This is a genomic window from Roseovarius confluentis (assembly GCF_002917925.1).
GTDB lineage: Bacteria > Pseudomonadota > Alphaproteobacteria > Rhodobacterales > Rhodobacteraceae > Roseovarius > Roseovarius confluentis.
Genome location: NZ_PPFE01000001.1, coordinates 55775 through 71576 on the forward strand (window position 1 = coordinate 55775; position 15802 = coordinate 71576).

Annotated in this window: 12 protein-coding genes and 1 tRNA gene; 1 reads left to right on the forward strand and 12 read right to left on the reverse strand. The window is 65.1% G+C overall.

The window, feature by feature from the left end:
* Positions 1-231: 231 nt before the first annotated feature.
* Positions 232-306, reverse strand: a tRNA-Asn gene (locus C2I35_RS00250).
* 70 nt (positions 307-376) lie between these two features.
* Complete coding sequence (locus C2I35_RS00255; RefSeq protein WP_103761043.1) at positions 377-1279, reverse strand: MBL fold metallo-hydrolase; 903 nt, start codon at positions 1277-1279, stop codon at positions 377-379.
* Positions 1280-1325: 46 nt separating this feature from the next.
* Here C2I35_RS00255 and C2I35_RS00260 point away from each other — a divergent pair, with 46 nt between their 5' ends.
* Positions 1326-2630, forward strand: a complete 1305-nt coding sequence (locus C2I35_RS00260) for an ATP-binding protein (RefSeq protein WP_103761044.1) — start codon at positions 1326-1328, stop codon at positions 2628-2630.
* Between the two features lie 43 nt (positions 2631-2673).
* On the opposite strand, the gene C2I35_RS00265 is transcribed toward C2I35_RS00260, so the two are convergent.
* The 10 genes from C2I35_RS00265 to C2I35_RS00310 form a co-directional block, all read right to left on the reverse strand.
* Positions 2674-5727 (reverse strand): efflux RND transporter permease subunit, encoded by a 3054-nt coding sequence (locus tag C2I35_RS00265; RefSeq protein WP_103761045.1) that lies wholly within the window; start codon positions 5725-5727, stop codon positions 2674-2676.
* Between the two features lie 4 nt (positions 5728-5731).
* Positions 5732-6793, reverse strand: coding sequence for an efflux RND transporter periplasmic adaptor subunit (locus C2I35_RS00270; RefSeq protein ID WP_103761046.1), 1062 nt, complete (start codon positions 6791-6793; stop codon positions 5732-5734).
* Between the two features lie 218 nt (positions 6794-7011).
* Positions 7012-7317 (reverse strand): SH3 domain-containing protein, encoded by a 306-nt coding sequence (locus C2I35_RS00275; RefSeq protein WP_103761047.1) that lies wholly within the window; start codon positions 7315-7317, stop codon positions 7012-7014.
* Positions 7318-7577: 260 nt separating this feature from the next.
* Positions 7578-7784, reverse strand: coding sequence for a formate dehydrogenase subunit delta (locus tag C2I35_RS00280; RefSeq protein ID WP_103761048.1), 207 nt, complete (start codon positions 7782-7784; stop codon positions 7578-7580).
* Positions 7774-8604: a formate dehydrogenase accessory sulfurtransferase FdhD gene (gene fdhD / locus C2I35_RS00285; protein WP_103761049.1), complete on the reverse strand. Its 831-nt coding sequence runs from the start codon at positions 8602-8604 to the stop codon at positions 7774-7776. The genes C2I35_RS00280 and fdhD overlap by 11 nt, the downstream gene beginning before the upstream one ends.
* Positions 8601-11534: a formate dehydrogenase subunit alpha gene (gene fdhF, locus C2I35_RS00290; protein ID WP_103761050.1), complete on the reverse strand. Its 2934-nt coding sequence runs from the start codon at positions 11532-11534 to the stop codon at positions 8601-8603. The genes fdhD and fdhF overlap by 4 nt, the downstream gene beginning before the upstream one ends.
* A complete protein-coding gene (locus tag C2I35_RS00295) occupies positions 11531-13039 on the reverse strand; it encodes a formate dehydrogenase beta subunit (protein ID WP_103761051.1) in 1509 nt (502 codons plus the stop codon). The genes fdhF and C2I35_RS00295 overlap by 4 nt, the downstream gene beginning before the upstream one ends.
* The gene (locus tag C2I35_RS00300) at positions 13036-13512 is read right to left on the reverse strand and encodes a formate dehydrogenase subunit gamma (protein WP_103761052.1); all 477 of its coding nucleotides are present in this window, start codon (positions 13510-13512) and stop codon (positions 13036-13038) included. Before C2I35_RS00300 ends, C2I35_RS00295 begins: the two co-directional genes overlap by 4 nt.
* 92 nt (positions 13513-13604) lie before the next feature.
* A complete protein-coding gene (locus tag C2I35_RS00305) occupies positions 13605-14492 on the reverse strand; it encodes a LysR family transcriptional regulator (protein WP_103761830.1) in 888 nt (295 codons plus the stop codon).
* A gap of 105 nt (positions 14493-14597) precedes the next feature.
* A complete protein-coding gene (locus tag C2I35_RS00310) occupies positions 14598-15752 on the reverse strand; it encodes a putative sulfate/molybdate transporter (protein WP_103761053.1) in 1155 nt (384 codons plus the stop codon).
* Positions 15753-15802: the final 50 nt, after the last annotated feature.

Consider the following 15802-nt stretch of genomic DNA (forward strand, 5'->3'; position numbering starts at 1 on the left):
CGCTCGGCGCCTCGGGGCGGGATTCTCAGGATTTCGGCAAACGCCCGGAATTTCAAACGGAAATCGGTTGCGCGGCGGTGAGGAAGCCCGAGCGAGACGCATTCACCGTGCGCGATGCCGCACCACGTTGCATCGTGCGCACGGTGGCGACTCCGTGGCGATTCAAGCCAAAAGGCGAGAGGCCGCCTGAAGCGGCCTGCTGCCTATATCTCTGATATTATTGAGAGATTTTGGCTCCGGCGGTAGGGATCGAACCTACGACCAATTGATTAACAGTCAACTGCTCTACCGCTGAGCTACGCCGGAATACCGGGGGCGGATATAGCAACCTCGTCTGGCGGCGTCCAGAGGGATTGTGACAAAAATTTCGCCGCCTTCACAATAATTCGAAACGCGAGGTCGCGGTCAGGTTTCCATCCGGGACAACCAGGTTTCTTCCATGAAGATCAATGAGATGCGCCAGAACGTTTCTTGCGGCCGCGCCAAGTAGCGCGACGGGCGTGTCGGTGTAGATACGCCGCGCCAGGGTTTGTGCGTCTGCCGGGCCGTCGCGCAGCGCACCTAGGATCGACGCTTCGCGCCCCTCGCGGTGCGCGAGCAGCCAGTCGAGCCGCTCCATCGGGTCCTTGATCGGCGCGCCGTGACCCGAATGAAACACCTTTGCACCGCGGGCTCTCAATCGACGGCAGGAGGCCATGAAATCCGTCAGGTCTCCGTCCGGCGGCGCCACCAGCGAACTGGACCAGCCCATTACCAGGTCACCGCAAAACACAATGTCGCCCAGGGCAAAGGCCATGTGGTTGCCAAGATGCCCAGGGGTCCAGAGTGCCTCCAGCGCCCAACCCTCGGCTTCGATCACCGTGCCATCGCTCAACGCGACGTCCGGGGTGAAGCCGGCCTCCACGCCTTCGCCGGCATCCTCGAGTCCTGATGCGGCCAGCCGCTTCATGATGGCGCTGCGCCCAGCTACCGACGGTCCGAAGCCGTGCACCTGCGCGCCCGTCTCGCGCGCCAGCCGATGCGCCAGCGGCGAATGATCGACGTGGCTGTGCGTGACCAGCACGTGGCTCACCTTTTGTCCCGGGGTCAACGCGCCCAGTATGGCGGCCAGATGTGCCGCATCGTCGGGTCCGGGGTCTATCACCGCGATGTCGCGCGTACCCACCAGGTAGGTATTCGTCCCCCAGTAGGTCATCGGCGAGGGGTTGTCGGCGAGTACCCGTCGCAGGCCCGGCGAAAGTTCCTCGGCGACGCCGGGTGTGGGGCGGTCTTCATCCATATGCTTGGCTCTTTCCGATCCTGATCGTCGCGGATAGGTTTAGCGCATGTCCTTTCGCTGGCTCAAACCCTATATGCCCCGGTCGCTTTACGGTCGCGCCATCGCGATCCTGCTGCTGCCGGTGATCACCTTGATGCTGGTGGTCTCGATCGTCTTCGTGCAGCGCCATTTCGAAGGTGTGACCAAGCAGATGACCCGCACCGCCAGCCGCGAGGTCGTGGTTCTGCTCGACGCCGATCTGCCACCGTCCGAAATCGGCGACTCGCGGTTGGCGCGGAACCTGCGTATCTCGGTCGAGGAAATGCCGCTCGACGCGCTCCCCGAAGGCGACAGCCGCCGCTGGTACGACTTCACAGGCGGCTACGTGATTGCCGAGTTTAACCGGCTTCTGCCGATGCTGCACGCGCTCGAGCTGCCCGATGACCAGGTTGTGCACCTGTATTTCGCCATGCAGAACGAGGGTGTGCGGCTGACCTTCGACCGTCGGCGCGTGTCGGCCTCCAACCCGCATCAACTGCTGGTTTACATGTTCTTCTTCGCTGCGCTGATGACGATCATCGCCTATTTCTACCTGCGCAATCAGCTGCGCCCGATCACACGCCTGGCCAGTGCGGCCGAGGCGTTCGGTCGCGGCCGCCACGTCGCTTATCGGCCGTCGGGCTCGACCGAGGTGCGCGCGGCGGGGGCAGCCTTCCTTGACATGCGCGCCCGTATAGAGCGCCAGATCGAACAGCGCACCTTGATGTTGTCGGGGGTCAGCCACGATCTGCGCACGCCAATCACGCGGCTGAAACTGGCCCTTTCGATGCTCGACGCCGAGGATCGCGGCCCGATGGAAAAGGACGTGTCCGACATGGAACGCCTGATCACCGAATTCCTCGATTTCGCCCGCGGTGCGCAGGAAACGACACCCGAGCCCACCGATCCGCAGGCCCTCGTCGCGCGGATCGTCGAGGAGTTCCAGCGTGCCGGAAAGGCCGTCGAGCTTGGCCCCTGCGAAGGGCAGGGCGATGTGGCACTGCGCCCCGGCGGAGTGCGGCGCGCGGTCGAGAATTTGATCGGAAACGCCGTGCGCTACGGCAAAAGGGCCGAGGTGTCGGTCCAGCTGACCGACCGTGCCCTGCGCATTCGTGTCGAGGATGACGGCCCCGGCATCCCGCAGTCGCAGCGCGAAGAGGCGCTCAAACCCTTCGCCAGGCTGGACGAGGCCCGCAACCAGAACCTCGGCACCGGGGTCGGGCTGGGCCTGGCCATCGCGATGGATATCGCCCGCGCCCATGGCGGCACGCTGCGCCTGGGAAGCAGCGAGCGCCTTGGCGGGTTGCAAGTCGACCTGGTGATCGGGCGCTGACAGGCGTCGGGCCACGATCAGGGCCGGGGGCAGGGGCCCGGTGTCAGGCTGTTGCGGCGGCGTCGGCCTTTCGCTCCTTGGGAAAGAAGCTGTAATAAAAGACCGGCGCGGCCACCAGCGTCAGCACCGAGGCGAATCCCAGCCCGCCCATGATCGTCACCGCCATCGAGGCAAAGAACGCGTCCCACAAGAGCGGGATCATCCCCAGGATCGTCGTCGCCGCCGCCAGCACCACGGGCCGCAGGCGCGAGGTTGACGCATCCAGCACGGCCTGCCGGAAAGGCACGCCGTCGGCACGTACAAGGTCGATCTCCTCGACCAGTACGATGCCATTCTTGATCAGCATCCCCGACAGGCTCAGCAGCCCCAGCAGCGCCGTGAACGAAAACGGCAGGCCGGTGCCCAACAGGCCGATCACCACGCCGTTGACGCTCATCGGCACCAGCAGCCAGATGATCACCGGCTGGCGGATCTTGCCGAACAGCAGAACCGAGATCAGCACCATGATGATCAACGATATCGGCAACTGTTTGCCCAATGCCGTCTGCGCTTCGGTCGAGCTTTCGTATTCGCCGCCCCATTCCAGCGCATAGCCCTCGGGCAGATCCATCGCTTCGACCGCGCCGCGCAGCTGACCAAAGACGCTGGCGGCATTCTCGCCCGCGGGCACCCCGGCCTGAACCGATATCGTCGGGACCCTGTCGCGCCGCACAAGGAACGTGTTCTGTGCTTCCCACCCGAACCCGTCGGTGATCTGCGCCACCGGGATATAGGCTTGCGCCGCGTCGGAATAGACCGGCAGGTCGGCCAGGTGTTCCGCGCCCTCACCCCCGGCGCTGTCGGCCCGCATGATGATCGGGATCAGCCGGTCCTGCTCGCGGTAGAACCCCACCTGCACGCCCTCGGTCCCGAACTGAAGCGCCTGGGCCAGGTCGTCGCGCGCAACACCCGCCGCCTTGGCCCGCTCATCGGCGAATCGCGGCACCAGCGTCAGTTCCCGCTCGCGCCAGTTGGTGCGCAGATCTACCAGCCGGTCTGACGCACCGACCATGACTCCTGCCGCCTCATCGGCCAGCTGCCGCAGCACATCGGGGTCGGGCCCCGAGAACCGCGCCTCGATAGGCGCCCCGCCACCGGGGCCGAAGGCCAGCCGCTCCGTGCGGAACTCGCCCTCGGGCAGGGCGGTCCGGCCAAATTCCTCGACATCCGCCCGCAGCGACGGGATCTGCTCCAGGGTCTCGGTGCGGATGATCAGGTGGCCATAGGTCGGCAGCGCCTCCTCGGGGGCGTAGGTCAGCATGAACCTCGTCGCGCCGCCACCGATGAAGGTGGCCACCGACACCACGTCGTCGCGCTCGGCCAGCCACGCCTCGACCTGGGCCATGTCCTCCGACACGCGATGGATACTGGCGCCCTGGGGCAGCTTGTAATGCACGTAGAACAGCGGCGTGTTGGAATCGGGAAAGAACTGCTGCTTGACCTGCGCAAATCCCATGTAGCACACCACCGTCACCCCGATCAGCGCCAGGATCACCAGGTAGCGCACCCGCAGCGCGCCGGACAGCACCGCGCGGTAGGCGCGGAAGAGCGGCCCGGCATAGGGGTCATGAGCGTCGCCACTGCCCACCTTGAAGAAGTAATGCCCCAGAAGCGGCGTCGCGGTGATCGCCAGCACCCAGGACAAGAGCAGCGACATTCCGATCACCGCGAAAAGCGAGAACAGGAACTCGCCCGTGGCGTCGGGGCTCAGGCCAATGCCTGCAAAGGCCATGATCCCGATCACCGTCGCACCCAACAGGGGCGTCTGGGTCTTGCCGGCCACGTCCTCGGCCGCATCGCGTGCGGACTTGCCGCCCGCCATGTCGCCCTGCATCCCCTCGGCCACCACGATGGCGTTGTCCACCAGCATCCCCATCGCGATGATCAGCGCCCCCAGCGAAATCCGCTCCATCTCGATCCCGAAGATGGCCATCAGGAACACCGTGCCCACCACCGTCAGAAGCAGTGTCGACCCCACCACCACGGCCGAGCGCCAGCCCATGAAGACCGCAAGCACCAGCACCACGATCGTCACCGACATGGCCAGGTTCAGCAGGAAATCGTTCGATGCCTCGTCCACCACCACGTGCTGCTGGTAGATCGGGTGCAGTTCCACCCCGGCAGGTACGTCGCGCATCAGTTCGGCCAGCCGCGCATCCACCCGCTTGCCGACGTCCACAATATTGAGATCCGCCTTGCCAGCGACCCCCAGCGTGAACGCCTCCGTGCCTTGGAACCGGATAATCTCGGTCGGTTCCGCGACCCGGTCACGCTCGACCTGCGCGAGGTCCAAAAGGTCGATCACGTCGCCGCCCACTCCAATGGTCAGGTTGGCGATCTCGTCCACGGTGTCCGACCCCACGGGCGCCTGGATGCGGATATCCTGCCCGTTCTGCCGGAAACTGCCGGCGGGCGTGCGGGTGTCGGCCTGCGACAGGGCACCGGCGATGGCGTCGGGGCTGACGCCCAGGTTGCTGATGATCGAGGTCCGCGCGTTAACGTAAACCGCCTCCGACGGCAGGCCCGCCAGCGCCACGTCGGCCACGCCCTCCACAGCCAGCAATTCGCGCCTCAGGTACTCCGATATCTCGTGCACTTCCGCATCGGAAAAGCCGGGGGCGGTAAAGGCATAGAACACCCCGAACACGTCGCCGAAATTGTCGTTGACGATCGGACGCGCGGCCTCGGACGGCAGGTTGCGCGTGGCGTCCTGGACCCGGTTGCGCAGCTTGGTCCAGATCGCGGGCAGTTCCGTGCCGTCATAGGTGCTCTCGATGTTCACCGAGATCCGGCTGATTCCCGGCTTGTTGGACGAGGTGATGAAGTCGATCTCGCCCATCTTCTGGATCTCGGACTCGATCGGTTCGCTGACCTCTCGCGCCACCTGTTCGGCCGAGGCGCCGGGATACTGCGTGATCACGATGGCGTTCTTGATGGTGAAGGCCGGGTCTTCCAGCCGGCCGATCGTGGCAAATCCCCAGATCCCGCCCATCAGACAGGTCAGCATCAGGATCCACGTGATCAACGACCTGTCGATCGAGGCGCGCGCAATGGACATGGGCCTACTCCCCGATGCGGGTAAAGGGACGGGCGCTCTGGCCGTCGCGCAGTTGCGCGGCGCCGGTCTCGACGATCCGGGTGCCGTCGGCGGGGCCTTCGGTCATGTAGATGCGGCTGTCCTCGTGCACCTCGATCTCGACGGCGTGCGCCGTGACCTTTCCGTCCTCGAAGACCATGACCGCGGCATTGCCTTCAGGGTCGTAGACCAGCGCGGTCTCCGGCAGGATGACGCCTGTCTTCCCCGGCCCCTCGACGGCGGTGTAGACCGTGACCGACGCGCCCGGAAAGACGAAGGCGCCGGGATTCTCGATAAAGGCCAGCGTGATCGTATAGGTCTGCCCGGTGGCCGAAGTCTCGGTCTCGAATTCCCGCAACGCAAGGTCATAGCGGCGTCCGTCCCCCGGGAGCTCGGCGAAGAACGCGACATCGTCATCGGCCCCGGCCTTCCGGAACAGAATTTCCGGCACCTGGATATCGACCCGAATTTCCGACACGTCATGCAGCCGGACCACCGGTGTGCCGGCCTGAACCGTCTGGAAATTGGCCACCAGCCGCTTGGCGATCAGCGCGTCGAAGGGCGCGCGCAGCGTCGCGTGCTCCAGGTCTTCCCGGGCGCTGTTGAGCGCGATCTCGGCCAGCCGCAGCTGGGTCTGCGCATCCTGGACCTGCACCTCGCTCACCGCCTGTCCGCGCAGCGTCTCCAGCCGATCGGCATCGCGCTGCGCCTTCTCGAAATTGGCCTCCGCCTCGGCCACGGCGCGCCGGTATCCCGACAGGTCCAGCTGCGCGATCTCGGCGCCTTCAGCCTTGCGCGCGCCTTCCTCCGCCTCCAGCATCTCGAGCTTGCCAGGCACCTGGAAGGCAAGATCGACGGTCTGCCGCGCCGCCACCTGACCGAAAAACTGCCGGCGCACCGTAACGGGCTCGCTCGACAGCGTCATCAGCTTGACCGGCTTGGGTGGTGCGTCTGCTTGTTTGGACGGGTCTTCGTCCTGCGCGGCGACGGCCGTGGCGATCAGCAGCGACAGCAGGCAGGAAAGAAAAGCAGGCAGTGGACGGCGCATGAACAGGCTCCTGGCAACGGACGGGCAGTTGGGCCGTCACATAATGCAGGTGAAAAGTGAAACCAACAGTTTAGTTTTGCTCGCCATGGGTGCAGCGAGGTAAGCCGCCTTCTTCAAAGGAAAACCGCCCGGAAACTTTTGGAGTTTCCGGAATGGAAAATACGTATTGTCTAGTCTTTTTTGCGCCGAACACTGCGCCGGCGCCAGTGCTTCAGCGATTACGAGCGTGGCCGCAGATATGTCTCCGATGCGTATCCCGTCAGACCGGGCGCCCGGTCCAGCGCCACCTCGCACCAGCGCGTGCCACCGACCCGATTACAGTCACGCACCCGCACCAACGTTCCGTTGGGCAGCCCCACGCGCGTTTCGAACCCCAGGCCCGGTCCACCGCGCAGCTTCAGCATGTCGCCGTCTTCCACCCCGTAGACCTCGTAGATGTCCGAGGTGAATGCCGTGACCGGCGTGGTGTCGGCACAGGCGGAAAGAAAACCTAGGGCTGCAAGGATCGTCAGGGGGGTGCGCATGGTGCCTCTCGTCGGGGTTGTACTGGTAGGCCCGGCGGGGCTCGACCCCCCAGCCAAAGCGTTATGAGGGACGTGTGTCCGAGCGGACTATTTAACTTTCAATCCATTTAGTAAAGGCTGGCGCAGCAAAAAGTGCATCTGGCGCAATTCGGAATTGCCCCTGCCGCTCACCGCTGGGGAAATTCAAACGGCGGTATAACGTCCAGCCAGTACACCGCCGCGCTCTTCGTGCGAGACCAATGAGACATCTTGAGCTCGACTCAAGTGATCAGCCCTGCCGCCTTTCTCGCTATATCATCGACGTTCTCGCCACCGTTTTCCACGTACTCGCAGAATTGGCGACGCATTCGCGGGTCCCAGAAATCCTGCAGGTGGTTCGCGACCCGTTCGGCCTGGTCGTTACCGGGCTGGGATTTGAAGAACGTGGCAATCTGGTTGGCCATCATGACCAGTTTATCAGGCGACATCAGGTACCTCGTGGGTAATGCGGTGTGGGTTGGAATACAGGTCGAAACCGCCGCCGCGGGCAAAGGCGGCCAGCGTGATACCGGCCGTATCGGCCAGGCGCATGGCATGGGCCGTGGGGGCGGAGACGGCGATCAGCGTGCCGCAGCCGGCCATGGCGCATTTCTGCACCAGCTCGACCGAAAGGCGGCTGGTCATGACGAAAGCGCCCGCCGACGGGTCACGCCCCGCCCGCCAGAGCGCACCGATCAGCTTGTCGAGCGCGTTGTGGCGGCCAACATCCTCGCGCGCCATGACAACGCCCTTGCCCGGCAGGACGAAGCCCGCCGCATGGGTCGCGCGGGTGCGGCGGTGCAGGGGCTGGATATTGGCCAGCGCGTCGGCGGCATGGGCAATGTCGTCCCGGCTGAAGGTCGGGCCGACATGTGCCACGCATGGTACGTCGCGTACCGCCTGATCCAGCGAGTCGATTCCGCACAGCCCGCAGCCCACCGGCCCGGCCATGAAACGGCGGCGTGCCGCCAGCGCCTCGCGTCGGTCCGCCCGCAGCCAGAAACGGGCCTCGATGCCGCGCTCATGGCTGGCGACCTCGAAGCTTTCGATCTGGGCGAGGTCTGTCACGATTCCCTCGGTCACGGCGAATCCATGGGCGAAATCCGCGATATCGTCCGGTGTGGCCATCATCACCGCCTGGGTCGAACCGTCGAAGACCAGCGCGACTGGCAGTTCCTCGGGAAGAGCGCGCCTGACCATGTGCGCGCCCTCTGCCTGTACAGACAATCCCGAGCGGCTTTGGCAGGGAGAAAAACCCAAGGCCATCATTCCGCCGCCGGAAGGATGCGGCGGGCCTGCGCGGCCTGTGCCGCGTAGTCCTCCTGCCAGTCGGTCGGCCCGTTCGAGGGGCTGACCTGCACCGCCGTTACCTTGAACTCGGGACAGTTCGTGGCCCAGTCCGAGAAATCCGTGGTGATGACGTTGGCCTGGGTGTCGGGGTGGTGGAAGGTGGTGTAGACCACGCCGGGGCTGACCCTGTCCGTGATCGTCGCCCGCAGCGCCGTCTCGCCCGAGCGGCTGGCCAGCTTGACCCAGTCGCCTTCGTTCACGCCGCGGTTCTCGGCGTCATGCGGGTGGATCTCCAGCACGTCGGCTTCGTGCCAGACGGTGTTCTCCGTGCGCCGTGTCTGGGCGCCCACGTTGTATTGCGACAGGATGCGCCCGGTGGTCAGCAACAGCGGGAAGCGCGGTCCGGTTCTTTCATCGGTCGCCACGTACTCGGTGATGATGAACTTGCCCTTGCCGCGCATGAAGCTGTCCACGTGCATCAGCGGCGTGCCCTCGGGGTGCTCCTCGTTGCAGGGCCATTGCACGCTGCCCCTGGTTTCCAGCAGGGCGTAATCGACCCCGGCGAAAGAGGGCGTGGTGGCCGCGATTTCCTCCATGATGCGGGCGGGATGGGTATAGGTCCATTCCGCACGCCCGGATTTCTTCAGCATCGTGTTGGCCAGCAGCTGCGTCACCTCCCAGTCGGCATAGCCGTTGAGCGGTTTCATCACTTCGCGCACACGGTTGATGCGGCGCTCGGCATTGGTGAAGGTGCCTTCCTTTTCCAGGAAGGTGGAGCCGGGCAGGAACACATGCGCGTAGTTGGCCGTCTCGTTCAGGAAGAGGTCATGCACGATAACGCATTCCATCGCCGCAAGGCCCGCCGCGACATGCTTGGTGTCAGGATCCGATTGCAGGATGTCCTCGCCCTGACAGTAGAGGCCCTTGAAGGTGCCGTCGACCGCGCAGTCCAGCATGTTGGGGATACGCAGGCCCGGCTCGGGGTCGACTTCGGTGCCCCAGAGCGCCTCGAACATCTCGCGCACGTCGGCGTTCTTGACGTGGCGATAGCCCGGCAGTTCGTGCGGGAAGGACCCCATATCGCAGGCGCCCTGCACGTTGTTCTGTCCGCGCAAGGGGTTCACGCCCACGCCGCGCCGGCCAAGATTGCCAGTCAGCATGGCGAGGTTGGCGATGCCCATCACGGTGGTCGAACCCTGACTGTGCTCGGTGACGCCGAGGCCGTAATAGATCGAGCCGTTGCCGCCCGTCGCATAGAGATGCGCCGCCGCGCGCAATGCCTGCGGATCTACGCCGGTCAGCAGCGCGGTCGCCTCGGGGCTGTGGCGCGGGTCCGACACGAAAGCCGCGTATTCCTGGAACTCTTCCCAGTCGCAGCGGCTGCGAATGAAGTCCTGATCCATAAGCCCCTCGGTCACGATGACATGCGCCAGCGCAGTGACCACGGCGACATTGGTGCCGGGCCGAAGGGGCAGGTGATGTGCGGCCTCGATATGGGCCGACTTCACCAGGTCGATCCGGCGCGGATCGATCACGATCAGCTTCGCCCCCTGGCGCAGGCGCTTTTTCATGCGACTGGCAAAGACGGGGTGGCCGTCGGTCGGGTTGGCGCCGATGACGATGATCACGTCGGTGTCTTCGACGCTGTCGAAATCCTGCGTGCCGGCGGAGGTGCCGAAGGTCTGGCCCAGCCCGTAGCCGGTGGGCGAGTGGCAGACGCGGGCGCAGGTATCGGTGTTGTTGTTGCCGAAGACCGAGCGCGCCAGTTTCTGCACCAGGTAGGTTTCCTCGTTGGTGCAGCGGCTGGAGGTAATGACGCCGATGGATTTCTTGCCGTATGTCTCTTGCAACCTCAGCATTTTCGACGCGGCAAAGTCCAGCGCCTCATCCCAACTGACCTCGCGCCAGGGCTCGTCCACCCGGTCGCGGATCATCGGGTTCAGGATGCGGTCGCTGTGATGGGCATACCCATAGGCAAAGCGCCCCTTGACGCAGGAATGCCCCCGGTTCGCCTTGCCGTGCTTGTAGGGCACCATGCGGACCAGCTCATCGCCCTGCATTTCGGCCTTGAAGGAACAGCCGACGCCGCAATAGGCGCAGGTGGTCACGACCGAGCGGTCTGGCGTGCCCATCTCGATCACGGATTTTTCCTGCAGCGTCGCGGTGGGGCAGGCCTGCACGCAGGCGCCGCAGCTGACGCAATCCGAGGCGAGGAAATCGTCCTCAGCGGTGCCCGCGCTGACACGGGACTCGAAACCGCGACCCTCGATCGTCAGGGCAAAGGTGCCCTGCACCTCTTCGCAGGCGCGGACGCAACGGTTGCAGACGATGCACTTGCTGGGGTCATAGCTGAAATAGGGGTTTGACGTGTCCGCCGGGATATACTCGGGATTGCCCTTGTCGCCCTCCGGGGCACGGGCACGGGTATCGCCCTGCGCCAGCGTGCCGCCCTTGGCGTCGTAGTGGTTGCGCCCGGCCTCGTAGCGCTGGTCGCGCAGGCCCACGGCGCCCGCCATGTCCTGCAACTCGCAATCGCCATTGGCCGAGCAGGTCAGGCAATCCAGCGGGTGGTCCGAGATATAAAGCTCCATCACCCCGGTGCGGATCTTGCGCACTTTCTTCGACTGGGTGTGCACGGCCATGCCGGGGGCGACGGGCGTGGTGCAAGAGGCGGGCGTGCCGCGCCGGCCTTCGATCTCCACCACGCAGAGGCGGCAGGAGCCGAACGCGTCAAGGCTGTCGGTGGCACAAAGCTTGGGCACCTGGATGCCTGCCTCGACCGCCGCGCGCATCACGCTGGTGCCTTCGGGCACGGTCACCTCGAAGCCGTCGATGGTCAGGGTCACGGGCTCGCCCGTCTTGGCGGGGGTGCCCATGTCGCGGTCGTCGGGAATGATCAGGTCTTTCATTCTGCGGCCTCCTTCGTGGTCGAGAATTCATCGGGGAAGTGGGTGAGCGCGGACATGACAGGGTAGGGCGTGAAGCCGCCCAGCGCGCAAAGAGACCCGTCGGTCATCGTCTCGCAAAGATCGGTGAGGATGGTCACGGCGTCGGCGTCGCCGCGCGCGATGCGGTCGATGGTTTCCACCCCGCGCACCGCGCCGATCCGGCAGGGGGTGCACTTGCCGCAGCTTTCCACGGCGCAGAATTCCATCGCGAAGCGCGCCATGCCCAGCATGTCGGCGGTGTCGTCGAACACCACCAGCCCGGCATGGCCAATGAGCCCGCCCTCGGCGCCGAATTCCTCGTATCCCATGGGCGCGTCGAATTTCGACTGCGGCATGTAGGCGCCGAGCGGCCCGCCGACCTGCACCGCCTTGAACGGGCGACCGGTGGCCGTGCCGCCGGCAAGGTCGTCGATAACCTCGCCCAGCGTCACGCCGAATCCGGTCTCGAACAGGCCGCCGCGCGCCACGTTGCCCGCGATCTGAAGCGTGATGGTGCCGCGCGATTTGCCGATGCCGAAGCTGGCGTGATGCTCGGCGCCTTTCTCGAAGATCACCGGCACGGTGGCCAGGCTGATGACGTTGTTCACGACAGTGGGCCGGCCCAGGAACCCTTCGAGCGCCGGAAGCGGCGGCTTGGCGCGGACGACCCCGCGCTTGCCTTCGAGCGAGTTCAGCAGCGAGGTTTCCTCGCCGCAGACATAAGCGCCGGCACCCTTGCGGATCTCCATGTCAAAGCTGTGCGGCGACCCGAGGATATTCTCGCCTAGGACGCCTTCGGCGCGGGCTATCTCGACCGCGCGGGTCATCACCGCGATGGCATCCGGGTATTCGGAGCGCAGATAGACATATCCCTTGGTTGCGCCGACCCCCAGTCCGGCGATGGCCATGCCCTCGATCAGGGTGAAGGGGTCGCCCTCCATGATCATGCGGTCGGCAAAGGTGCCGCTGTCGCCCTCGTCGGCATTGCAGACAATGTATTTCTGCGGCGCGTCCGCGTCGTGCACGGTCTGCCACTTGATCCCCGTCGGGAACCCAGCGCCGCCGCGGCCGCGCAGGCCGGAGGTCTTGACCTCGTCCACGACCTGCTGGCCGGTCATCGATAGAGCACGTTTTAGCCCGGCGAGGCCGCCATGCGCCTCGTAGGCGTCCAGCGACAGCGGATCGATCACGCCGACGCGGGCAAAGGTCAGCCGTGTCTGGCGCTTCATCCAGTCGAGCTCGTCCACCGGGCCGAGCGCCTTGGCGCTGCTGCCATCGAGAATGGCCGCCGCGTCCTGCGGCGTCGCGGGGCCGAAACCGTGGCGGATGCCCTCGATCTCGACCTCGACAAGCGGTTCCAACCAGATCATGCCACGGGTGCCGGTGCGGATGATCTGCGCCTCGGGCGCGGCCTGTTTCAGGGCGGCGACAACCTCGTCGGCGCCCAGCGCCTTGGCGGCGCTATCCATGGGAACATAGATCTTCATGCGCCCACCTCCGCCAGCAGCGCATCCATGCGGCTGCGGTCCACCCGGCCCACGCATCGGTCGTCCATCATCGCGGCCGGGCCGCAGGCACAGAGGCCAAGGCAATAGACCGGCTCGACCGTGACGGCACCGTTGATTGAGGTGCCGTGCCAGTCCAGCCCCAGCTTTGCCAGCGTCTCTTCGGCCAGTGCGTTGCCGCCCATAGCCTGGCAGGCCTCGGCGCGGCAGATCTTCAGAACATGACGCCCGGCAGGGGCTTTGCGGAAGTCGTGGTAGAAGCTGATGACACCATGCAACTCGGCCTTGGTGATGTTGAGACGATCCGCGATCATCTGCATGGCCGGCTGCGGAATGTGGCCGAAATTTTCCTGCAGCGCGTGCAGTATCGGCAGTAACGGGCCTTCCAGGCCGGCATTCGCGTCGATGACCGCGGCAAGCTCGTCTTCGGTGGGTGTGGGGGCGGCTGATGGCATGGGCTAACCTCCTGCATGTTATTGTTTCAAGCAGACAGAAGGTGCGGGCCGACAACAATATCGCAGATCGGTCGACCGATAGGGATAGGCTATCAAACCGCTTTCGACAGTTTCCTCGCCGTGCGCAAAAGAGCATCCAGAACAGGGGTATGCGGCTCTCGGTAAGGAGCCACGAGGCCGACCGCGTGCGACGGCTCGCGCCCTGTCAGCGGCACGACAGTCAGGGCCTTTCCGGCCACGAGGAAGCGTGCCAGCTCCTCGGGAAGCACTGTCAGGTAACCGCCGGATTCGACATTGGCCACCAGGACGATCGTCGAATTGGATTCGATACATGTCTCGGGCGAGACGTTGGCCGCGGAGAAATTCCTGTTGATGATCCGCCGGTTCTGCATGTCCGGGGTCAGCAGGCAAAGCTTTTTACCCGACAACTCCTCCCAGGCCACGTCATGCCGGTTCGCAAAGGGGGAGTTGTTCGTGCACACGAGCATGTAGCGTTCCTCATAAAGCGGCTCGGTGCTGACCCGCCCCATCGGTTCGTTGTCGAGATAGGAAATGCCTGCATCAATCTCCAGGTTGTCGAGCATCGACATGATCTCGATCGACGTGCGCGACAATATGGTGAAATGCACTTTCGGATGCTTGGCATTGAAGCGCTGACAGAGCCGCGCCGCCACCGTCAGGGCCGTCGGAATGACGGCGATGCGCAACTGCCCCGACAAGCCATCCCGCTTGACGCGCATTTCCTCGCGCAGTTGCCGCGTGTCCCCGACGATCTTCCTGGCCCAGTCCAGCGCGGTCTGGCCTTCCGGCGTCAGCCCGCCAAATCGCGACCCGCGAAAAATCAACTGCACGCCAAGGTGATCCTCCAGCGTCTTGATCCCGTTCGACAGGGTCGGCTGGGTGATGCCCAGGCCGGAGGCCGCGCGACCGAAATGGCCTTCCTTGGCCACGGCGATGAACATTTCGAGCTTGTCAATCATATGCATAAAGCCAATCGAAATCGGCCATCCTGATAGAATTCGTGAATGATGGGTGTTCTTCCCGACGCGGCGTTCTCGAAACCAGGACCCGAAACTGTGGCGTCGTCATTCCGGTTGATCCGCTTTTTGGCCCGACAGACGGGCAAGAATGGCCTTCCGGACCGCCTCGGCAAGCGTCCCGAGGACCAGCCCGATCAGCGGGTTGCCCAGAAGCGTCGCGAGCGCGGTGATCGCGATGACGGGCCTGCAAGAGGGTCTGGCATCGAAAAGCCGGCGATTGGCGGCAAGTTCGACCGCGGCAATCAGCAACAAGGCTCCCAGCGTTGCAGACGGGACGGCCAACAACGCCGTGTGCCGCAAGTCTTGCGGCAGCAGAGCCACCGCCAGAAGCGCGGCCCCCAGCATCACCGGCGCGCCCCCGCTGCGTGCGCCGAAACGGTGATGCGCCGCCACGCCCCCGGCCCCGTGGCACATCGGCAAGGCTCCGAAAGGAGACAGGACCAGGTTTGCTGCACCCGAGGTCACGCACAGGCGCCTGGGCGTCACCCGCGCGGCGCGCGCGCCATAACTGTCCTGCGCAACAAGCGCGGTCAGGAAAACGGCGTTGGTCAGGGTCAGGGCAAGTTGTGGCAGGGCGAGGTCGGCAATGGCGATCCGCATATCCTCAAGGTCTGGAACCGGCGCCAACCAGCCCATGGCCGCAGCGCCCGACAGATCGGGCAGGGCCTCATGCCCGATGAAGTGGCCCGCCGCCACGCCGAAACCCAGCGTCATCAATGCCGCATGTGCCCCCAGCCGCAACGCCGCAGCCGCAAGCCCGAGGGACACCACCCCGATCAGCGGCTGCCCGGCCATCAGCCCGAGCGATATCCAGGCCAGCCCCAGGCCCAGCCCCAGCTGAAGCCCGGTCAGCACCGATTGCGGCACCAGCCGCGCGATCCGGTCTATGACGCCCGTTCCTCCCAGCAATAGCAGCGCCGCACCGATCAGCATCCCGCTGAGCGCGATGGACGCGGGCGAGATCTCGGCCACCAGCGCCACGGCCACGATGGCCTTCATCGGCTGAACCGGGACCGGCAGGCGGTAGATCAGGCCGGTGGCGATGTAGAACAGGCCGAAGCCCAGCAGCACCTGTGTCGCCGAGAGCCCTACAAGGGCGATGGCCCCGATGGTCAGCGGCAGCAGCGTGCCCAGGTCCCCCAGGGCCCCGTTCACTTCGCGCAGGTCAAAACGAAAACGATCTGGAGCGTGCGGGCTCATCGCAATTCCTCCGCGTTTCCAACGCGACGCGAAATCAGTCCTAAAGAGTT